12 protein-coding genes and 2 pseudogenes are annotated in these 21,836 nt (G+C 38.1%); 4 read left to right on the top strand and 10 right to left on the bottom strand.

Features of this window, described 5'->3' with window-relative positions; all coding sequences use genetic code 11:
• Window positions 1-8: 8 nt before the first annotated feature.
• Window positions 9-1,145: a CaiB/BaiF CoA transferase family protein gene (locus HX129_RS16445; RefSeq protein ID WP_286434966.1), complete on the bottom strand. Its 1,137-nt coding sequence runs from the start codon at window positions 1,143-1,145 to the stop codon at window positions 9-11.
• Window positions 1,146-1,605: 460 nt separating this feature from the next.
• Between HX129_RS16445 and HX129_RS16440 the strand changes: the two genes are divergently transcribed.
• On the top strand, window positions 1,606-3,039 hold the full coding sequence (locus tag HX129_RS16440; RefSeq protein WP_286434965.1) for a purine-cytosine permease family protein: 1,434 nt from the start codon (window positions 1,606-1,608) through the stop codon (window positions 3,037-3,039).
• Window positions 3,040-3,100: 61 nt separating this feature from the next.
• Window positions 3,101-4,261: a hypothetical protein gene (locus HX129_RS16435; RefSeq protein WP_286434964.1), complete on the top strand. Its 1,161-nt coding sequence runs from the start codon at window positions 3,101-3,103 to the stop codon at window positions 4,259-4,261.
• Window positions 4,262-4,439: 178 nt separating this feature from the next.
• Here the strand turns inward: HX129_RS16435 and HX129_RS16430 are convergent, their stop codons facing one another.
• Window positions 4,440-5,171 carry a GntR family transcriptional regulator gene (locus tag HX129_RS16430; protein WP_286434963.1) on the bottom strand — a complete coding sequence of 244 codons (732 nt, stop codon included), beginning with the start codon at window positions 5,169-5,171 and terminating at the stop codon, window positions 4,440-4,442.
• Between the two features lie 164 nt (window positions 5,172-5,335).
• Here HX129_RS16430 and HX129_RS16425 point away from each other — a divergent pair.
• Together HX129_RS16425 and HX129_RS16420 are read left to right on the top strand one after the other, a co-directional pair.
• Window positions 5,336-6,626 (top strand): annotated as a pseudogene (locus HX129_RS16425) (SLC13 family permease).
• Window positions 6,627-6,633: 7 nt separating this feature from the next.
• Window positions 6,634-7,436: pseudogene (locus HX129_RS16420) on the top strand (amidohydrolase family protein).
• Window positions 7,437-7,613: 177 nt separating this feature from the next.
• Here the strand turns inward: HX129_RS16420 and tauD are convergent.
• The 8 genes from tauD to HX129_RS16375 all read right to left on the bottom strand — a co-directional run bounded on the left by tauD (window position 7,614) and on the right by HX129_RS16375 (window position 21,605).
• Window positions 7,614-8,459: a taurine dioxygenase gene (gene tauD, locus HX129_RS16410; RefSeq protein WP_286434960.1), complete on the bottom strand. Its 846-nt coding sequence runs from the start codon at window positions 8,457-8,459 to the stop codon at window positions 7,614-7,616.
• A gap of 10 nt (window positions 8,460-8,469) precedes the next feature.
• The gene (tauC, locus tag HX129_RS16405; protein WP_130074940.1) at window positions 8,470-9,345 is read right to left on the bottom strand and encodes a taurine ABC transporter permease TauC; all 876 of its coding nucleotides are present in this window, start codon (window positions 9,343-9,345) and stop codon (window positions 8,470-8,472) included.
• Window positions 9,346-10,131, bottom strand: a complete 786-nt coding sequence (locus HX129_RS16400; protein WP_286434959.1) for a taurine ABC transporter ATP-binding protein — start codon at window positions 10,129-10,131, stop codon at window positions 9,346-9,348.
• Between the two features lie 10 nt (window positions 10,132-10,141).
• Window positions 10,142-11,176 carry a taurine ABC transporter substrate-binding protein gene (gene tauA, locus HX129_RS16395; protein WP_130074942.1) on the bottom strand — a complete coding sequence of 345 codons (1,035 nt, stop codon included), beginning with the start codon at window positions 11,174-11,176 and terminating at the stop codon, window positions 10,142-10,144.
• 189 nt (window positions 11,177-11,365) lie between these two features.
• Entirely contained in the window at window positions 11,366-12,943 is a 1,578-nt protein-coding gene (locus HX129_RS16390) for a Na/Pi cotransporter family protein (protein ID WP_286434958.1), read from the bottom strand.
• Between the two features lie 265 nt (window positions 12,944-13,208).
• Complete coding sequence (locus HX129_RS16385) at window positions 13,209-14,399, bottom strand: putative solute-binding protein (RefSeq protein WP_286434975.1); 1,191 nt, start codon at window positions 14,397-14,399, stop codon at window positions 13,209-13,211.
• Window positions 14,400-14,767: 368 nt separating this feature from the next.
• Window positions 14,768-15,769: a type I secretion C-terminal target domain-containing protein gene (locus tag HX129_RS16380; RefSeq protein ID WP_286434957.1), complete on the bottom strand. Its 1,002-nt coding sequence runs from the start codon at window positions 15,767-15,769 to the stop codon at window positions 14,768-14,770.
• Complete coding sequence (locus HX129_RS16375; RefSeq protein WP_502872652.1) at window positions 15,723-21,605, bottom strand: Ig-like domain-containing protein; 5,883 nt, start codon at window positions 21,603-21,605, stop codon at window positions 15,723-15,725. The genes HX129_RS16380 and HX129_RS16375 overlap by 47 nt, the downstream gene beginning before the upstream one ends.
• Window positions 21,606-21,836 lie beyond the last annotated feature (231 nt).

Here is a 21,836-nt window from a genome sequence, read left to right as displayed (position 1 = left end):
AAATTAAATTATGCTTGAGCAAATTTGTGATTGGACTCACCCAATACTGGTGATGCTTTTTGTGCATGCGGTTTAATTCCGTTAAACCATACAGGTTGTGGTACGAGAGGAATATCTGAACCCGCAACCGCTACGAATAATTCTCGCGCTTTGGCTTGTTCACTATTCACCGTTTCTTCTAAATTCCATACAGGTGCAGCAGGCACACCGTTATTCAGTAAAACATCACACGCCTGTTCAACGGATAACTGACCCAACCATTGTTCAATTTCTTGCTTCAATTGTTTTTCATTGGCTGTTCTTAATGGATCGGTTTTAAATAATTCACTGCTAATCAGATCTTCACGCTGCATTGTTCGGCATAGCGTCGCAAACAATTTATCGTTCGCGACAGCAATCACCATCAAACCATCTTGGGCATGATAGGTATCAAAAGGGGTCGATACAGGATGACGATTACCAACAACACTTGGTGCTTTTTTATTGGCAAATAAATTGGCTAAACCCGTCATTTGCATACTGACCATGACATCAAACATCGCGACATCAATATGTTGAGCTTCAGCACCACGCTCACGGGCAAATAATGCACTGCTGATCGCCCATGCCGCATAAGCTCCTGCAAAGATATCGCCTATCGATTCACCCACACGTGTTGGACCTGTTTCAGGAAAACCCGTCACACTCATAAGACCCGACATGGCTTGTACCGTAATGTCATAAGCAGGATGCTGCGACAAAGGTCCTTGTTGACCAAAACCAGAGATACTTGCATAGACAATGCGTGGATTTATTTTTTTAATACTTTCAAAATCAACCTTTAAACGATGTGCAACCCCAGGTCGATAATTTTCGACAATCACATCACAAGTTTCAGCCAAGGTATAAAAGACTTTGAGATCTTCCGGATTTTTTAAATCCAACTCTAGGCTATCTTTACCTCGGTTAATTAAATCGAAATAGACACTTTCACCATCTTTAAATGGTCCTAGATGACGACTGTCATCGCCATGTCCCGGTGTTTCGATTTTTAACACGTGAGCGCCAATATCGCCAAGCATGGCAGTACAGTGTGGTCCTGCTAAGACACGACTTAAATCGAGTATTTTGATGCCTTGAAGTGGCGGTGTAAAATTAGCCATCATGTTTCATCCTTGATATTTTCATTTATACAGATACATACATGTATATACAACTAAGATCATGATGTAAACTAAATCCGCATAAATAATTTAAAAAAAAATACAACTTACTGTTTTTAAATATAATTTTTAAAATACTCAATCTAAAATCAAACGTAGATCCTAACAATCCCAACAAAACAATAAGTTATTGAATTTTAAATAAAATTAATTATTTATTAATTATCATCTAGAAAATATTGCTTTTTTTTAAAAAAATAGGCTATTTTATCAGCACATGTTGTATATACATGTTTAGTCATGAACAATCATGATAATAGGTATGAAATGTTAATAGATTTCAGTGCAAATCTGATTATGATAGTTCGTTCAGCTTTGTCATGAAATGATTGAAAAATCTAAAATTTATTGAGTTGCCATGACGTAATTATGGAAAAATCTCAAAAGACGAAAGGATATTCGTATGAAGCAAAGCGAAGATGCGGGAAACCATCAAAAAAACAAGTTGATAGAAAATCGATCCATCGATTTTATTCCAGAAAATGAACGGCATGGCAATGTTTTTAGCCAGTTCACTTTATGGTTTGGCGCAAATCTACAAATTACAGCAATTGTGACGGGTGCTCTTGCTGTCGTACTCGGTGGCGATGTGTTTTGGTCGATTATCGGTTTAATCATTGGGCAAGCCTTTGGTGCTGCAATTATGGCGCTGCATGCCGCTCAAGGTCCCAAGTTAGGTTTACCTCAAATGATTTCTAGCCGAGTACAGTTTGGGGTATTTGGCGCCTGTATTCCCATTATATTGGTGTGTTTCATGTATATCGGCTTTACGGCGACAGGTACAGTACTGTCTGGACAAGCCATTGCAAAACTCTTACATGTCAGTAATGTCACAGGGATTTTAATCTTTGCTGCAATTATTATCGTACTCGCAACAGTTGGCTACAGAGTCATTCATTGGATTGGTAAAATAGCCAGTGTTTTAGGCATTATCACCTTTATCATTATTTTTGCCAAAATCATGTTACTGGCAGATCTACCTGCGTTAATGTCAATTAAGCATTTTAATTGGTCTTCATTCTTACTTGCGATTTCTTTATCTGCGTCTTGGCAAATTGCATTTGGGCCGTATGTCGCAGATTATTCAAGGTATTTACCAAGTAATACTTCATCTAAAAAAGTGTTTTGGGCTGTAGCAGGTGGTTCATTTATCGGTTCACAAATTTCCATGACCCTTGGGGTGTTTATTGCACAAATTGCGCAAGGTAATTTTGTCGGCAATGAAGTCGCTTATGTGATTGGTTTAGGCAGCGTCGGTACGATGGCGGCATTGTTATATTTCTGCATTGCATTTGGTAAATTGACCATTTCAACTTTAAATTCTTATGGTTGCTTTATGTGTATTGCGACGATTTATAGCAGTTTTAAAGGCACTTTGAGCATCAGTAAAACGCAACGATTGGTCGCTGTGGTGGGGATTGTAGCCATCTCTACGATTATTGCCATTTTAGGTGAACATTCTTTCCTAAGCGCATTTAAGTCATTCATTTTATTCTTATTAACTTTCTTTATTCCTTGGAGTGCGATTAATTTAATTGATTACTATTTCATTTCTCATGAAAAATGTGACATTGAAGAATTATCCAATCCTGATGGGAAATATGGTCGATGGAATATGATCGGCATCGGTTGTTATTTTGCAGGTATTGCATTTCAACTTCCCTTCATTGATACCAAACTTTATACAGGCAGCATAGCCAAATTAATGGGTGGCGTTGATCTATCATGGATAGTCGGATTAATTTTCACCTCAGTTTTATATTATGTCTGTGTCAAAGTGCATAGCCGTTCAGCAAAAATCACCAATCCTAAAATTTCTCGTTCATTATCAAATTAATACAAGTCATTTATTGAGCCATTTCATTCGAAATGGCTTTTTTAAGCAAAGGAATGTTTTCATGAAAATCAGTCAAATCGCGATGATCACGATGGCGATCATGGCAAGTCAAAGCTATGCCTCAAATTTAGAATTTGGTGATAAAGATTCAGGTTTAGGCACACTCAAAGTATCGGGTTTTTTGAGAGCCAAATTTCAAAATAAAGATTATTCTGATAAAGATCATAGTCTAAAATTTGATACTGCCAAGTTAAATTTAGATTACCAATACAAGCAACTGATTGGACATGTTGAATATCGTTGTTATCAGTTTGATAAATTATGTGATTTTTCTTCGTTGGTTGATGCTTGGGCAAACTATCAATTTAATGATCAACATCAAATTAAAGTGGGTGTACAACCTTTAGCATTTGGACCTTCACGTTTTTGGGAATCCAATTATTATGGTGGTATCAACACTCAAGTCGGGATTGAAGATGTGCATAATTTAGGACTAAATTACCAATTCAAACCTGCAACAAGTACCACTTTAGAGGTGGGATTCTTCCCAACAGATGCAGGACGTTATCATGGCAGCAATGGTGAAGCTGCACGTTATTCTGCAAATTTTATCGATGCTGATCAGAATGATCAGACGCAACTGAAAGAAAAAAATATGTGGGTGGGACGTGTGCAACAAGCGCTGCCATTCTTTGACAATAGTCCGTTAAAATTATCTGTAGGAGGTTCGTATTGGTATTCTGATATTGAAAATAAAGCCAATCATGAAACAGGCAGTCGACAAGCGTGGGCTGTATTTAGCCAAATGAGTTATAACAATTTGAATTTAACACTGACGGGTGGAAAAAATGACGTTGATAATCAAGATTTAAATCATCCTCACCAATCCACAGTCGGGTCTTTTGATGATCAATATCAGGTGGCAAATCAAGGGAATTTTTATACCGCTGATATCAGTTACACTTTTAAAGATGTCTATCACGGCGTAAATATCATGCCCTATGCTATGTACAGCTTGTATAGCAAAGAACAAGCGGATGCCCAAGATTCAACACGAAGTGTTTTAGGTGCTTCGGTAGATTATAAAAACTATAGTTTTGTCACCGAATATATTATAGGTAAAAATGATCCTTTAATTGGAGGTTCAGCCAATTCATTGTCCTTAGGTGACTCTAAAGGCACCAATCATTTGCTGAATTTTACCTTTTTATATTTTTTCTAATATTTACCATCAATTTTAGAATATTGTGTACAAAACATAATAAGCAATAAAAAAACCCTGATTAAAGATCAGGGTTTTTTACGAGCATAAATGATCAGAGGAATATGCTCTATTGGACTAAACCTATATTGGCTCTCTTTTATCAAATAAAAGAAGCTTTCGTCAGCTAAAATCTTAATCAATGAATTTCTATTTGATAATGAAAGTTTTCAGCCAAACCATAGGACTCACGGTATTCGATCACTTGCCCCTGCATATTTTTTGCCCATCGGCACACTTTAACCAAAGGGACTGGAGACTGAGTTGGTAAATATGCATCAACATACTCTGTAGTAAATGTCAGCTGCTCTGTTGCTGAAATGACAAACTGCCCGCAGTGTTCATAGTAAAAAGGATAAAGTAAATTTCCAATTTTCTTTAGTGAAATATTTTTTAACGGCGCAAACAGATCAGCAGATAACCAAATCTTTTCACTCAACACCACTAGATCTGCTTGCTTGCGTACACGCTCCATATACAACAGTTCAGCGTGTGCATCCAAAGCAAGATATTGATTAATATCTACCGCAGGTGCAATCACTTCTAATTTTTTGACATCCCCAATCGGCGCAATATGTTCACTCATTTTTTCTGTAGTATGAAAAAAGCGCATCAGAGAAAATTTAAAATCAGGATATTTTAAAAACGTACCTTTACCTTGAATTTTAACCAAAAATCCATCTTCAACAAGACATTCTACCGCTTTACGAATCGTACCAATAGAAACGCCATATTGATTCACTAGTTCTGATTCACTTGGAATGGGTTGATCAACTTGCCATTTTGAATCGACCAACAATTTTTGTAATTGCCAACGGATTTGGACATAGCGTGGTAATTTCAAATTTTTAAATGCAATATCATCAAGCATTTGGGGCACAGTTTTAAATCTAGATTTGACAATAATAGCATATCGGGCTTTAATACCAAACAAGTCATATATATGTATATATGACTAAATATTTATATGTCTATATTGTATATTTAACTATGATCAAAAATTCATATAGATATTTCCTACAGTGAGGGATTAACGTGGTCATACTCATTCTTACAACCTTGGCACTTTCCATTGCCTTGGGCTATATCACAAAAATCAATATTGGTTTTTTTGCTATGGTCGGTGCTTATTTTATTGGTTGTTTTGGCTTAGGTATGAAACCTGCTGAAGTCATCGAACTTTGGCCTGTAAAAATTTTCTTTATTATTTTTGCAGTCACGTTATTTTACAACTTTGCTTTGGCAAATGGCGCATTGGAGCGTCTAGCGGGACATCTGCTCTACAAATGTCGTAAGTATCCATATTTATTACCTTTAGCTATATTTGCTGCCTCAACGATTATTGCAGCATTAGGTGCAGGTTTTTATACCGTATTGGCATTTATGGCACCGATTACCTTACTCCTTTGTCAAAAAACAAAAATGAGTTTGGTGATTGGCGGCATGGCCGTCAACTATGGTGCTCTTGCAGGTGCAAACTTTATGACCTCGCAAAGTGGCATTATCTTCAGAAGTTTAATGGAAAATGTTGGCATTGATAGTTCAACTAGCTTTGCATACGCCACATGTATTTTTGTGGTCACCATGCTGATTCCTATTGTCGTTTTAGGTCTGTATACCCTATGGAATCGTAAAAATAGCAATATTGAAATCGAAGATGTCCGCCCTGAAGCATTTAATACTGCACAGAAAAAAATCGTTATTTTTAATTTTATTAATGATGGTCATTGTTTTAATTTTCCCAATTTTACAATTGATCTACCCACAACAAGAAACTATTTATTTCTTGAACTCAAAAATTGATATTGCATTTATTGCCATTCTCTTTGCACTCATTAGCCTACTCATGAAACTTGCAGATGAGAAAAAAGTGGTAGCACTCGTACCTTGGGGCACGCTGATCATGATTTGTGGGGTAGGCATGTTAATTTCCCTCGGTGTCAAAGTTGGGATTATTGACCTATTAGCAGAATGGTTAACACAACACGTTCCAATGTGGATGATCCCTGTATTACTCTGCTTAATCAGTGCTGTCATGTCTATTTTCTCAAGCACTTTAGGTGTCGTAACACCGACTTTATTCCCGATCGTACCTGCAATTGCTGCGGCATCTGGACTAAACCCAATGCTGCTATTTATTTGTATCGTCGCAGGTGCGCAATCTTCTTCTATTTCTCCATTTTCTTCAGGTGGTAGTTTGATTATGGGGTCTGCACCTGAAGGCATTGACCGAAATAAATTATTTAATCAGTTGTTATTTAGAGCAATTCCTGTCGGTGTGATTGCTGCTCTGATTGCTGTTATTGTCCTAAAAGTAGTTTTGTGAGTTTAAAATGATTCGTATTGATACACATGCCCATGTATTTTCTAAGCAGGATCAGTGCATTGCTACAGCACGCTATACCCCAAATTATGATGCTACTGTCGAGCAGTATTTACAGCATTTAGATACACATGGTTTTTCACATGGTGTTTTGGTACAACCTAGTTTTCTAGGGACAAATAACCAAGCCATGTTGGCAGCGATTCGCCAACATCCACAGCGTTTAAAAGGTATCGCTGTGGTTGATCTTGACATTTATATCTTAGAATTGGCTGACTTAAAATCGAAAAGTGTGGTTGGGGTACGACTCAATTTGTTTGGCAATTCTGTACCTGACCTGAATCAAACACACTGGAAAACATTCATCTACAATTTGGAACAAATCAACTTCCAACTTGAATTGCATGCACCACCTGCTTATTTGATACAACTTTTACCGTTATTAAATATAACAAAACTTGAGATTGTGATTGATCATTTTGGTCGTGCTTTACCACAACAAGGTTTGGATGATCCAGATTATCAGAAGTTTTTAAATTTGCTCGATGTTCAACGGCATTGGATCAAAATTTCAGGCTATTACCGTTTAGGTGCTGCTCCTGAAAATGTTGCAACAGCACAAAATGCATTTTCTTTACTAAAAGAACAAGGTTTTCTAAAAAAATGGTCTGGGGCAGCGATTGGCCGCATACCCAACATGAAAGTGTGGTTTCTTATCCAAAGGTTGTAAATGCCTTTCACCAAATTGTTCCTTTTGCCGAGGAACAAGACCTTGTATTAGGTCAAAATGCGGCAAAGCTCTTTCATTTTTAGAAAGAGCAAAACTCTCCCTCGCGATGTTGACATGGATGTCAGATCGTTTTTCCCCTTTAAAAACATAAAACACATACACAATCGGACGAGATCCCATTCTGCATGTGTTAATCTGCTTTCAATATCATTGAGCAATCATTGAGCACTTGCTCAAAAATATTACCAATAATTCAGAGCTTAGCTCGCTTGTTGATAATACGGTACTGTCCCATTGATCGTTGCACGATGCATAATCCGATGTGCATCGCCATAATCAAACAATGCTTTATGTTGTGTACAACGATTATCCCAAATCGCTACATCGCCCTGTTGCCATTTCCAACGCAAATGGAAATCTGTCTTCACAGCGTGGTCAAATAAAAAGTCTAATAATGTCTCACTTTCTGTTTCAGACAATTCATTGATTCGTGTCGTAAAACCTTCATTGATAAATAAAATATCTTCACCTGTTTCAGGATGACTACGAATTACAGGATGAATGACGGGTGGGTTGTTCCGAAAAGACGCTTCAAGTTTTTCACGTGATTCAGGTGTCGTACCAAAACGCTCTAATGGAAATGATTTACGGATATCGTGTGTTGCAGTTAAACCACGTAACTTTTGTTGTAGTGCTTCAGGTAGTGCTTTAAAAGCTGCCGTACCACTCGTCCATAAGGTATCACCACCCATTTCAGGAATTTTAATGGCTTGCAATACACAACCTAGCGGTGGCGTATGACTAAATGTCACATCGGTATGCCACAGTTCATTGTCTCGCAGATCTGTTTCATGACTATCTAAAATAATCACCTCAGGTGCATCTTTCATCGATGGATAAATTGGATGAATGTGTAATTGACCAAAAGACTTCGCAAGTTTGACCTGTTGCTGTGCTTGTAACTGTTGATTCCTAAAGAAAATCACTTGATATTGCAATAAAGCTGCATGTATCTCTGACAAGATTTTTGGATCGGTCAAATTTAAATCCACATTTTCAATAACTGCGCCAATATTGGCTTGAATAGGCTGAATATGTAATGTCATGATGCATCTTCTATAATTGTTGACCGTACCAAGGCGCTAATTGCTTTTGCAGCCAACGTAAAAATAATTCAAAACTCACTGCAACCATAGCAATCACAATGATACCGAGTACCACTGTATCGGTAATTAAAAACTGCGCTGCGGACTGCACCATAAAACCAATACCACGATCTGCAGCAACCAACTCAGCCGCGACTAAGGTTGACCATCCCACCCCAAGACCGATGCGTATTCCTGTTAAAATATGTGGCAAAGCCGTCGGTAGAATCACATATTTCAATACTTGTAAGTGTGTTGCACCCAAAGAAAGCGCTGCTCGTTCACGGTTTTTTTGATGGCTCAAGACCCCATGTGCAGAACTGATAATGACGGGCGCTAAAATTGAAAAGAAAATCAATAAAACTTTGGTTGTTTCACCAATGCCAAACCAAATGACCAATAAAGGTAAATATGCCAACGGCGGAATTGGACGTAATAATTCAACCAAAGGATCAAGCACTGCACGTACCCATTTATTTAAACCCATCCATAATCCAACAGGCACACCAATTACGATCGCAGCAATCAATGCAGTCAATACTCGACTAATACTTTCTGCCAAATGTTGCCAAAGCGTGGCTTTCATAAACCCTTCTTGGCTTACAATCACAAACTTTTGCCACACTGCGCTTGGCGAAGGTAAAAAGAGCTCAGGGACTAAATGCAATGCGCTGATCCCGAACCACAGCAGAATAATCGTACTAATACTGCCCAAACTCATCAAAAGACTTAAATTTTTCGTCATAAACTTTGGAAATTTAATCTGTGTTGATGCTGTGCTATGCTCCTGAATTGCTGTAGTATCGTCTAACGATTTTTGAGCAATTTTCTGAATTTGACTATTCATTTAAAGCTCCAAAGCATGTAATTTCTGATCTTTTAAACGTTCAAATAATTGCTCACGTAGTTGAATAAAATATGGATCGGATTTAATTGAACGAATAGATTCTCCTTGACGATAGCGCTGTGCAAAATCTAAATGCAACGTTTCCACAATGGTTCCTGGTCGGGCTGTCATCAACACCAATTGATGACTCAGCAATAAAGCCTCTTCAATATCATGCGTGATTAAGAAAAAGCCTTTATTTTTCTGAATCCACAAATTCAACACCAACTCTTGCATGTTCTCACGGGTAAACGCATCCAACGCTGCAAATGGCTCATCAAGTAAAATAAACGGTGCATGGCTGATCAATGCACGGGCAATACCGACACGCTGTTTCATACCACCCGATAATTGCCAAATATTCGCCTCTGCAACATGTGCTAAACCCACTGTTGTCAAAATTGCATCAACTTGCTCTGTAATTTCTGAGTCTTTTAGACCTTTTAATTTCAGTGAAAAAGCCACATTCTCAGACACATTTAGCCATGGCAATAAAGCATGTTCCTGAAAAACAACGGCACGGCGTGCATCGGGCTGTGTCAATATTTCATCATCAATTTTCACCACACCCGCGTCAACCTGCTGAAAACCTGCCAAAATATTGAGTAAGGTGGTTTTACCACACCCCGACTCGCCCAAAACCACCGTTAAAGATGACTCAGGAACGTCTAAATTAATATTTTTTAGTACAGCAACATCTTGATTTGCATAATGCAATGTAATGTTTTCAGCTTTTAAAACAGACATGGCTTACTCCTCAAGGCTGCACAAATTTAGGGTTAATATTGTCCTGATAACTTTGTTTAACTTGATCTACTTTGCCTTGTGCTTTTAAGAATGTAGCTGTATCAAAAATATTTTTGGCAAATTCCTGTTGCAAGCGTTGTGCTTGTTGTTGCTGATTCAGATAAATATTACCTGACAATAACAAAGCAATGTCTTTTGGATCTGAACCTGTCAATGACGAAATTTTCTTAATATTTTCGACATCTTGTTGAAATTTTTCTGGTGCTTGATTATAGCGGTCGATTTGCTTTAAAGATGTTTGTACAAAAGCTTTTAAAAATTGAGGATTTTTTTCTGCAAATTCTTTACGTACCACCCAAACATCATATGTTGGTGCGCCCCATTCACCGACTTGTTTAGAATCCGTTAACACGTGACCCTTACTTTTTGCTTTGCTTAATGCAGGCTCCCAAACATAAGCAGCATCAATGTCACCACGTTCCCACGCTGCTGAAATCTCAGGTGGACGTAAGTTAATGATTTTTACTTGTGATTCTGCAATATTCCAATGTTTAAGCGCTGACAATAAACTGTAATGCGCAGTCGAAACAAAAGGCACTGCGATGGTTTTATTGATAAGGTCTTGTGGTTTTTGAATGTTCGCTTGATTGCGAACAATTAAAGCTTCTGAAGCCCCTAATTTTGCTGCAATGAAAAATACATCAATAGGTAAATTACGACTAGCAGCCGCAGCAAATGGGCTCGTGCCAATATTACCAATATCAACATCGCCTGATGCTAAAGCATTCACAACATCTGCACCCGTATCAAACTTTTTCCACGTAATTGCCTGTTGACTCTCTTTTTCATACTCACCATTTGCTTGTGCAACTTTACTAGGATCTACTCCCGTTTGATAAGCAATAACCACAGCTGAATCCGACTTTTGCGTAGAAGTACTTGCAGCTTCAGGCGTGACATTTTTATTTTTTTGGAGATAAATAAATGCCACAATTGCCACAATAACAATCGCAGTAATAATTAATGGTTTAGATGATTTACTCATATATTTTTCAGGAAAAGCAAGGACTAAGCATTATGCTAGCCCCTCTACTTTCAATTGAAAAATAACTTAACTACGTTTAGTTATCACATTTTTGTATTTATCAATTTATGATTTAAATGGATGAAATTCTGAAATCAATAGCAAACAAAGGCTAAGACCCTAGACTCTATATTCTCATTGTTCTGTTTTTTAGCCTTCATATAAAACATTAGAAAAACGATAAGTATGAGCAATCAACCGTTCGATCCAACGCTGTGCTGCCAGTAATTCTAAACTTTTTGCAGCATTCAGCTGATTTAACACCGTATATTCCAACACTTCACTGCGAATCTGTGCACGATGTTTACTTGCCCATTTCTTCAAACTGTTCAATTCTGTACGCAATTTTTCAACTTGTTGATGCTCACTTAAATGGGCAATATCTTCAATATAGCTGTCTAAAATGTGTGAATAATCCAATGCTAATTGTAAAATTGCGGGATGCATTCGCAGAATAAGTGCATTCTCAATTTGAGCTAAATCGCTACGCAGAACTCTCACATAAACCATGACTCTTAAAATAACGAGAAAATGCTGTTGTAACTCAGGATTATCGGTGATGGTAATTTTTTCTAAATAACGTTCTAATTGTAAAATGATTTCATCTAAAAGTTTCAGCTCACTTGGACTCGGTAAAATACCATCACGAAATACGTTGTGTAAGGTCTTAAATATTTCAAATAAAATATGATGCTGTACTGTTTCTGCGGCTTCAATAGCAACGATCGGTATTTGTAAATTTGCAGTATCCAAACAATTTAAAATACTTGGTGAATCTTCAGATAATAACACAATCACCCATTGCTCAATTTTTTTCAATATCGGTATAAAAATCAATGCACCAACCACACTAAACAAAGTGTGAAATAACGCCACAATGACTAAACTGTCCCAACGACTCAGCCAAGACACATGCTGATATAACCACAACAAAGCAGGTGCTAAAAATAAAAAAGCGACCAGTGCAGCCACAACATTGAACATCACATTGACCAAAACCGTACGTTGCGCATTGATGGATGCACCAATGGCAGACAACACTGTGATCCCCACTGCACCAACATTTTGTCCAATCACCAAATACAAAGACTGTGATACATCAATGGCGCCACTAGCTAAAGCAGCTAAAGTGGCTGTGATCGAAGCACTTGAAGACTGTAAAATCAAGCTCATGACGATACCAATGGCAACGAGCAGTACCTTTGCCCAAAATCCATCTGCACTTAAAAATGAAAGATCAACTCGATTTGAAAACCCCGTCATGGCCTCTTGTAAAATCGCAATGCCAAAAAAAATCATACCAAAGCCCGCCAAGATAAGCCCAAACAGTTTCAAGCGATCTTTAGCAATCAAATGCAGCATTGCACCCAAACCAATAAATGGCAGTGCAAACATTGAAATGGAAAATTTTAAACCAAGAAATGCCACCAACCATCCTGTACTGGTCGTCCCAATATTTGCACCAATAACCACACCTATCGCTTGGGCAAAAGTCATCACCCCTGCACTGACAAAACCCACTGTAGCAACTGTCGTTGCAGTGGATGAATTGACCAAAATCGTCAAGCCAATGCCTGTCAATACCGCTTTACTCGTAGTATTGGTAAATTGGGTAAATAAATGTTTTAAGGTTTCACCTGCAATATTTTTTAGCCCATGCGTCATCAATGTCATGCCAAGCAAAAATAAGCCTACACCACCACAAAGCTCTGCAAATACTTGAAACACATTTTTCCCTTAATCTATGGTGTTGATGTATTTAACTGTTCTATTTAAAAGCTCAATATAATGAAAATCGTATAGACTAAATATTAGCCAAATGTATAAATGTGAAATAAAATCAGGTTCCTTGATTTAACAAGCAACCAGCTAAAATCAACCTTATATTAAAAATAAGCAAAGTAAAGCAACTCAAACTATTGTCTCAGTTCACTTAAATAAAAATGCCCATTTTCAGAGCATTTAAAATTACGACATTCAAAACCAATATGAATTATTCATCATTTAAAGCACATTCAAAACTACTCGGATTTTGTGCACAACGCACTTTCTTCAAAATTTTCATCATCGCAGGGTCATAATAACCTTCTTTTGTCATCTGAATACGCGCTTCACGCATGATTTTGATATAGCCTGGTTTATCTGCTTCACGCATTTCCATCCAATATTTTGCGGGAATTTCTTTTTCAATTTTATCGACAAACTCAAAAGCAGGACTCAGTTGTTTAGAAATGATTTCGCGGGCAATTGATCCCATTCCCGCAGGAAATTTATTCCGTTGCATGATCAATGTCCCTGTGACTTGAATAAGAGGAAACCGAATAATTCCCCCAACAGTTTTGCCATTTTTATCATTCATCCCTTTTTGTAATTCTAAGGGTTTAAACAACAATGCAGGGCCAGCCATGATGTCAACTTCTTTATTATTAAACTTGCCACCTACAGTGAGTAAATCAACAGAAATCGGCTGTGCACCAACATTTTGTACCAATTTCTTTTGTGTACCATCAAAATTCATCACTGCAACTTTTTTACCTGCTGCTTTGGCTAAGGTGTCAATTCGGCGGTCATTCACCATAATATAAGCCGCACCCAAAGGGACAATTCCGACCACTTCATAGTCTTTATTGACCATTTTAGCATCATACTCAGGTCGTGCTAAAAGTTGTATCACGGCAGACAATTGTTTATAGCTTTGTACTGCACCAATAGCATCTATACTGCCAACAAATGGGTTAAATTGGCGTGCACGTAAATTACTAATTCCTGCGCCATCACAACGTTTACTTCTAAAATCTTCTGTTAAAACACGCTCATCGGTATATACGCGTAAGTTGAGTTCAGTACTGGCTTTTTTCTTTAATCGTGGATAATCCATATCTATACGCATTTGCAGCTTCGATGGTCGGATAATTTTTAAATCAACACCAAACTGCTTTGCCACTTGTGCAATACGAGGTAATTCACTGATATAGCTCGTTGCTTGTTCAAAGGCTTCACCATTAGCACCATCAGGCGAATAGACACACAAAGTCACTTGTTTAGGAATTTGCGCCCAGACTTTTGGATCGTTCATCAATTTTTTAATTTTTTGTTGTGAATGCTCAGATAAAGTTAAATCGAGCTTCGGAGCAGGCGCTGCATATACTGAATTTGACATCGCAAATGGTACCCAAAAAACCATTGCCAACGAGATGTTTTTACACAGCTGTACTGTACATTCTGTCCATTTTTTAGAGTTTTGTATGTTCATTTTATTGTCCATTTTATCAATATGTTCGTGAATATCTTCAACGAGTACATCATCCTGATCTATCTTTTTAAGTTAAGCGATGTATCCACAGATTCAATTGACTCTAAACAGCCAACTTTTGTCAAAAATGTAAAAATTTTAAATTTATTTTTTATACTTGATTATTTAATGATTTATCAATATGTTAAATCCAATAAAAAAACTTACCACTTATCCGATTATGCTGTGATAAGTCGGCAAGATAAAAAGCTCCCGAAAGAGCTTTTTATCTTTAGAAAAATATTGTGCTGATCAAATCATCAGATGATGATTTGATTATTTTGCAATAATTGTTCAAGAGTAAGGTCGGTCGTTTGGTTGTTCAAAATCAACAAATCAGCAGACTGATAATTCGTTCCAGTACCATCACGGTCAATTGAAATCACCGCTTGGTCTTGCTCTGCATCATAACTTACTTTTAAGTATTCATTGATATTTTCAAGACTCGCATTGTGATCAAGTAATGCCGAAACATCTATCTGATCTGTAGATGCAAAATCATTGACAGGCGTTAAGCGATTTCCACCCAAATCATCATCATTTAATACATTAAAAATTAGATCTGCATCTTGCTCAACCGCTGTATGCTCAACAAATGCCATTGCTTTAAATGCTGCATTTGAAGATGGATACAAGGTCATATCAAACTCAAGTTCTGAACTGGCTGCTGAATGATTAGATTGTTCTGTAGCAATGGCTTCTACTTTCACTTTTAAGCCCAAAGATGAACCTGTTACCACAAAATCTGCCGGAGCAACAGCAACCAAGCTTGCACCATCTAAAGATACGCCATCGGCAACCAAACTTAATTGCCCTTGGGCATTGGCTGTACCTAATAAAAGACGTGAGCCATCTGCAGCCAATGCATAAATCATCATGCCTTCAACTAAACCTGAGAAATTTAAGGTCAAGCTTTCTGAGCCATCGATATCATTCAGACTTGTATTAAGCAATCCAAGTGAAATATCTTGTCCAACTTCACCACTTAAGTTGAAGTATGGACGATGGAAACCATTTTCATCTTTATCAGTTGCACTGCCTTGAATCAGATCTGATACTTTCCATTCCACTGATGGATTCGCTTGATGATAAAAATCATTCAAACTTGACAAAGCAGTCTCTAAATCAGGGTAATAACTGATTTTATCCCCATGTGACTGATCTATTAATTGGAAGTCATAGTTGCCTTGACCCGCTTGATTATGCATATAAAAATCAAAGGTATAGAAACCTGACTCTGCTGCGACAAAGCTGTAATCCACAGACTGATTTAATCCCCCCCCAACTTACATAGACTGGATCTTCATTACCAATGATGAGCATACCACTGTCATCTGCCTTACCTTTGTAATTATAGGTATGCCCTTTTTCTAAATAGACATAACCTGTAATCGCAACCCCTTTATAGGTTGCAACATTACTATCTGCCAAGCTTGAAGTTTCACCACTCGTTGCTGGTTTATGTGTTGTGTTTTTATCACTGGTTAAATACTCAAATACTGTTTTCAAAGTATCTGCTGGCATGCCACTCCCATTACCTTGTAACAAATTATAGGTTTTTCCATCAATGGTGACAGATTTCAAACCTTCCCATGTTTTAATATTTAAATTAAGTGCGGTTGGACTCCAATCCAACAAGTCAAGTGATAGGTTTGGTGTATCAGCAACAGCTTCAACCATCACATCAACAGAACCTGTAGAAGTATTAATCCCATCATGTACCTCAAAATCAAGCGTTGTATATGCTGAATCGGCAGTTGTTGATGCTTCATTTAAATCAGCTTTAAAACTTAATTGACCTGCATCAAGATCTGCTTTAGTTAAGCCTGTCAGCACATTGACATCGGTCACTGCCTGACCATTTAAATACAAAGTACCGTTTGCTGGTAACTGCGTGAATGAAATAGTTAACTTACTTAAATCAGTACTGTTATCACGAATACCTAAGTGTGCCCAAGTAATCACAACAGAAGTATCTTCATCTGTTTTAATCACAGATGATTGAATATTTGGAGCTGCATTATCAATATCTTCAGCATCTGAGCCTGCTAAACCAAGGTTACCAACTAAATCTTGATAACTGCCTTTAGGCACCGTCACTGTGATAATGTCATCGACAGGCATCTCAATCATGGCGTCAAAGTTTAATGCACTACTGTCAGATATGTTCCATTTCACAGGAATCACATTACCCAAGGTATCTTTCACAGTAACTTGTGATAAATCGATACTAGTTGGATCAACATCTGGAGCATATTTCAGTGTAATTTTACCTGTTGTATCAATATCTACAGTCACTTTTGGTGGTTCAATATCAACTGTTACATCACGTGAAGCATCATCTGAAGTCGCACCCGATGTATTAGATGTCGCTTGTGCCGTAATATCAAAATCTTGTGCAACATCTGCTTTAGGTACATTCACGGACCAAGTACCATCAGCATTTACTGTCACTTGTGAACCTGTGTATATCTTACCTGCAATGGTTACTGTCATGCTGACATCTGGATTACTGACTTTACCTGTAATAGTCACAGTATTAGCAAAATCAGCATATTCAGCTTCATTGATGACATCATTACCAGACACCAGATCAATCGAAACAAATGGCAAGCTAATCGTATCTGCTATAGGCTTTTCATCTTGATTTTTTGTCTGTGCAGTAATTTGGTCATTTGTACCTTCAAGAATTTCTGTCGTTAATTCCCAATATCCATGTTCATCAGAGCGAATTCCTTCAACTACCGTACCATTCGGCAGAATTACAGTGACGTCTTGATTTGCCCCTGTCAGACCTGTAATCAGCTTATCATTTGAGCCTACAATTGAGGTGACACTGGTAATCTTGATGGTGATATCTGTATCGGTAGCCCCCAGACCTACATTCCCCACTAAATCTGTATAACTTTGATCTTTAACCATTACCTCAACGGTAGTACCTTGTTCTGTATTTTGAAGTTGCGCGGTCCACGTGCCATCAGCATTTTCAATTAATGTCCCTGGTTTTAATTGTCCCCCTGTAACCACGATATCAGAAGCATCAAAACCTTGAATGAGTTCATCAAAGATGAAATTCACCGAAGTTCTATCTTCACTTATTGCAACTTTTACAGTTGGCGGCAAGGTATCCACAATTACTGTAGCTTGCCCACCCGTACCTGGATTACCTATTTTATCGACATAAGTTGGATGGCCATCTTTGTCCTTCGCAGGTACTTCAACTTTTACTTCAGTGTCAACATTTGGTGGTACTTTACCTGTCCAAGTAATCCCTCCATCAGTTGATGTCAGTGGTGGAACAGTTACAGGATTACCATCTTTGTCTTTAAGTGGATTGCCGTCTTTGTCGGTAATCACGATGTCCGTGTTTGGATCAATGGTGCTTGAATCAATATCTGGATCAAAGGTCACTTTGATATTACCGTCGGGAGTAATTTCAACAGTCACAGCCGGAGGCGTGCGATCAAGTCCTGGTTCGTTGTCTGTATCTGTCAGTGGGTTGCCATTGCGATCCGTTGTGGTTCCTGTGACATCGACACCACCATCGGCAATGCTTGGTGGCACTGTGCTGGTGAAGTGACCGTTGCTGTCGACTGTCACGGTCATGGTTTCGCTGACAGGGTTGCCGTTTGGATCTTTGCCTTCAACCACAAGTTCAACCGTTGCACCCGGTGGGACATCGGTGGTTGAACCGGTGATTTTACCGTCAGGCGTGATATCTACTGTAATAGAGCCCGATGTACGATCTAATGCAGGTTCAGCATCTTTTGCATCTAGTGGATGATTGTTTGCATCCTTGGTTGTCGCAATAACTGTGATATTGCCATCTTCAAAGTCTGTCGGTACTTTTGCTGTATATTGACCGTTGCTATCTACAGTGGCTTGAATTTTCTTTTCAATTTCAACGCCATTTTTGTCTTTACCAATCACAATCAATTCGACTGTTTGACCTGGAACGACTTCGAGTGTTGTACCTGTAATATGACCTTTACTATCGACATCGACTGTAATGCTACCTTGGGTAATTGGATCACGAACAGCAGGTGCTGAATCAATTGTTGTACCATTATCCACCACAGAAACTTTTGCTTCGATAGAGTTTTGACTTCCAACTTGATCTGCAGGGACTTGAATAGACCACGTACCATCTGAATTTACAGTAACTTTTTTAGCAGGATCTGTTGAATTACTCGAATACTCAACACCATTAAAAGTCACTGTAACATTAGCATTAGGATTGCTGATTGTACCGCTCACTTTCATTGTAGTTTGAGTGTCAATATCAGTACGTTCCGAAGGATCAATAACATCATCACCCGCAATAACATCAATGGTGATAAATGGTAACTTCACTTTATCTTCAATAATGACATTATCTTGGTTAGGCGTTGTTGCTGTCACAAAATTACCATCTTTCAATGGAAAATCTGTGGTGACTGTCCAGTTACCATTGGCATCAGAAGTGGTGATTAAAGGTTGATCTGAACCTGGCACAGTCACTGTTACCGTTTGATTTGGCTCTGTTTTACCCGAAATAATCGCATTACCATCAGTATTTGGCTTAACACTGTCAATTTTGATCGTAATAACTTGATCTTGATGACCTGAACCCAAGTTATTCGTTAAATCTGTATAAGTATCATCTTTTACTGTAACTTCAACAGTGGTGCCATCTTTTGGCATTGAGTCTAGTTTTGCAGTCCATTTGCCATTGCCTAGATCAGTCAATGAACCCGGTACAAGCTTAGAACCTGCAACTAAAATATCTTCTGAAGTAAAGCCTTTTACAACTTCAGAAAAATCAAAATGAACCGTACCATCAGCATCAATAGTCACAGTCAATTTTGGTGCAAGCGTGTCTACATTTTCAGTATCAGTACCTTTTCCACCTTCATTACCCGTTTTATCTTGGTAACTTCCTTCAGGAACAGTGACGCTAACACCGCCTTCTACGCCCTCAGGAATTTTACCTGTCCACGTAATCCCACCATCTGTTGAAGTTAATAGTGGAACGGTGACTGGATTTCCATCTTTGTCTTTCAGAGGGTTACCATCTTTATCCGTAATCACAAAGTCAGTATTCGGATCAATGGTTGATGGATCAACATCGGGGTCAAATGTCACTGTGATATTGCCATTCGGATCAATATTCACAATCACTTGCGGTGGTTGAGTGTCCACAGCTTTGCTTTCTTGATCAGGATTACCCTGATTACCATTCAAATCTTGATAACTACCATCAGGGACAGTCACCGTAATTTTGCCATCAAAACCATTTGGGACTTGACCTGTAAAAGTCAAACCATCTTCGCTCGGCGTTAGTGTTACAGTAACAGGATTACCATCCTGATCGATCACCGTAATTTTACCTGTTTCAACGCTTGAAGGATCTACATCAGGATCAGAAGCAATGGTGATTTTACCCTCTGGGCTAATACTCACACTGACATTCGGGGGTGTCGTATCTGTACCAACTTGATTCTCTGCATCATTCGATGGGAAAACCGTACCTGTCGAATCAGTTACTTGACCTTTGGCTGTAATGGTATTTTTACCATTTAAATTGATATCTTCAACAGGAACATTGATTTCCCAAGTTCCATCTGCATTCACTTTAACGTCAATACCAGAATATTTTTTACCATTAAAAGTAATGGTCATATCAGCAGTTGGATTACTCACCGTACCCGTGATTTTTACAGTCCCAGTTGCGGGGTCAGTTAATTCAACCAACTCTTCTTCATTGATAAAATTATCACCACCGACAATATCGATACTCACAAACGGTAAAGGTACTTCATCAGATGCGCTTTGATCTGGATTTGAGCTATCTGGATTGGGTACGGTGACAGTAATTGATGAACCATCTTGTAACGGATCAGTCGTGGTCATCGACCATGTTCCATCAGGATTTGAAGTCGTCGTATAGATTTTACCTGTTGCAGGATCCTTTAACGTAACTTCGGTGTTGGGTTTGGTCACACCTGTCACGATAGAACCACCACCCACTGTATCAGGTTTGATTGCAGTGACTTTTACAGATACATCCTCATCTGAACCTTCAATGCCGGCATTACCCGCTTGATCTGTATAACTGCCATCTTTGACAGAAACTTCAACAGCAGTACCCTTTTTCAAATCTGAAAGAGTTGCTGAATATGTACCATCTGGATTTTTAACTAAAGAATCAGGATCAATTTTCCCGCCATTAATCACAATATCGTTAATATCAAAATCATCAATATCTTCGGAGAAAGTAAAGGTAACTTTACCTTTGCCTGTGGCATAGTCTGCTTCAATTTCTACTTGGACAGAAGGTGCTGTTTCATGGATCACCGCTTGGTCAGGTACTGACTCTGCTGATGTTCCCCCCTCATTGGTGATGGTTGCAGTGACTTTAAGCTCAGTCCCTTCAGCAGGTTTCTCCACTTGAACTGTGATTTTGCCTGCATCAATATCCGCTTGCGTCAAAGTATGCGTATAAGCTTTGCCACTTTGATCTTTGAGTGTGATTATATCGCCTGTAACTGCACCAGTCGGAATCGTCACAATAATATTGAGCTGTGACGCACCACCAGTTTCACTACGATTTAATAGACCATCATTATTTTGATCATTCGCAATTTCAACTTTTGGTGCATCTAAAATTTCAACTTTAGGCTCATTTTCTGGCTCTGAATGGCTTTTATCATCATTAGTCGCCGCAATAATTCCACCTGTTACCAATCCACCGACAATCCAGGGTAAAGGACCAACACCACCGGTACTTGTGCCTGTAATGATCGGAAGAAGTTCTTCAAGACCTGTTAATTCTTTAAAGCTTGCAATCCCATCTTGCCAAACCAATTGCTCAAAAGCACAAACCGTACCATCAAAAACTAAATCAGATGTTTCACCATCAGCAGCTTTCACAAAATAATTTTCTATTGTGATGTTTTCACCATTTTTTAATTTAATTATGAGGTTATCACCTTCCTGAATAATCTCTAAAATTTCTTCTTTTTTAATATTTGGCTGGATAATCGTCGATTTTTCTAATTTTATTATATTAGACTCTACATTAACTTTCTCAAGTGAAGACTTATCTATTAACGTGATTTTTGCATTTTAAATACCCAATTATTAGTAACAATTGGTAAAGTATATTATCAGAGCGATATTTTTTGTACAATCAACAATACATATCAATATAATTTGTATTTTACTATTTGGTAAAATATTAATCGTCGATATTTAAATTTTTCTAACAGGATACGGCTTTGTTGCACAAACCTATCTGTAAAGGCTTTTTCAGCGATATAATTTTCAAATGAAGAAGCCTACACACAA

The organism is Acinetobacter sp. 251-1, assembly GCF_030329305.1.
Lineage (GTDB): Bacteria > Pseudomonadota > Gammaproteobacteria > Pseudomonadales > Moraxellaceae > Acinetobacter > Acinetobacter piscicola_A.
The sequence above is the reverse complement of the archived record's forward strand: the minus strand, read 5'-3'. Positions and strand labels throughout refer to the sequence as shown.

Bases quoted from the DNA above. Each gene is read 5' to 3' on its own strand.
- HX129_RS16435 (WP_286434964.1), top strand. From the start codon at position 3,101: ATGAAAATCAGTCAAATCGCGATGATCACGATGGCGATCATGGCAAGT.
- tauD (WP_286434960.1), bottom strand. From the start codon at position 8,459: ATGACATTACATATTCAGCCTATTCAAGCCAATATTGGCGCAGTTATT.
- HX129_RS16385 (WP_286434975.1), bottom strand. From the start codon at position 14,399: ATGGTTTTTTGGGTACCATTTGCGATGTCAAATTCAGTATATGCAGCG.
- tauC (WP_130074940.1), bottom strand. From the start codon at position 9,345: ATGAATAGTCAAATTCAGAAAATTGCTCAAAAATCGTTAGACGATACT.
- tauA (WP_130074942.1), bottom strand. From the start codon at position 11,176: ATGAGTAAATCATCTAAACCATTAATTATTACTGCGATTGTTATTGTG.
- HX129_RS16440 (WP_286434965.1), top strand. From the start codon at position 1,606: ATGAAGCAAAGCGAAGATGCGGGAAACCATCAAAAAAACAAGTTGATA.
- HX129_RS16400 (WP_286434959.1), bottom strand. From the start codon at position 10,131: ATGTCTGTTTTAAAAGCTGAAAACATTACATTGCATTATGCAAATCAA.
- HX129_RS16445 (WP_286434966.1), bottom strand. From the start codon at position 1,145: ATGATGGCTAATTTTACACCGCCACTTCAAGGCATCAAAATACTCGAT.
- HX129_RS16430 (WP_286434963.1), bottom strand. From the start codon at position 5,171: ATGCTTGATGATATTGCATTTAAAAATTTGAAATTACCACGCTATGTC.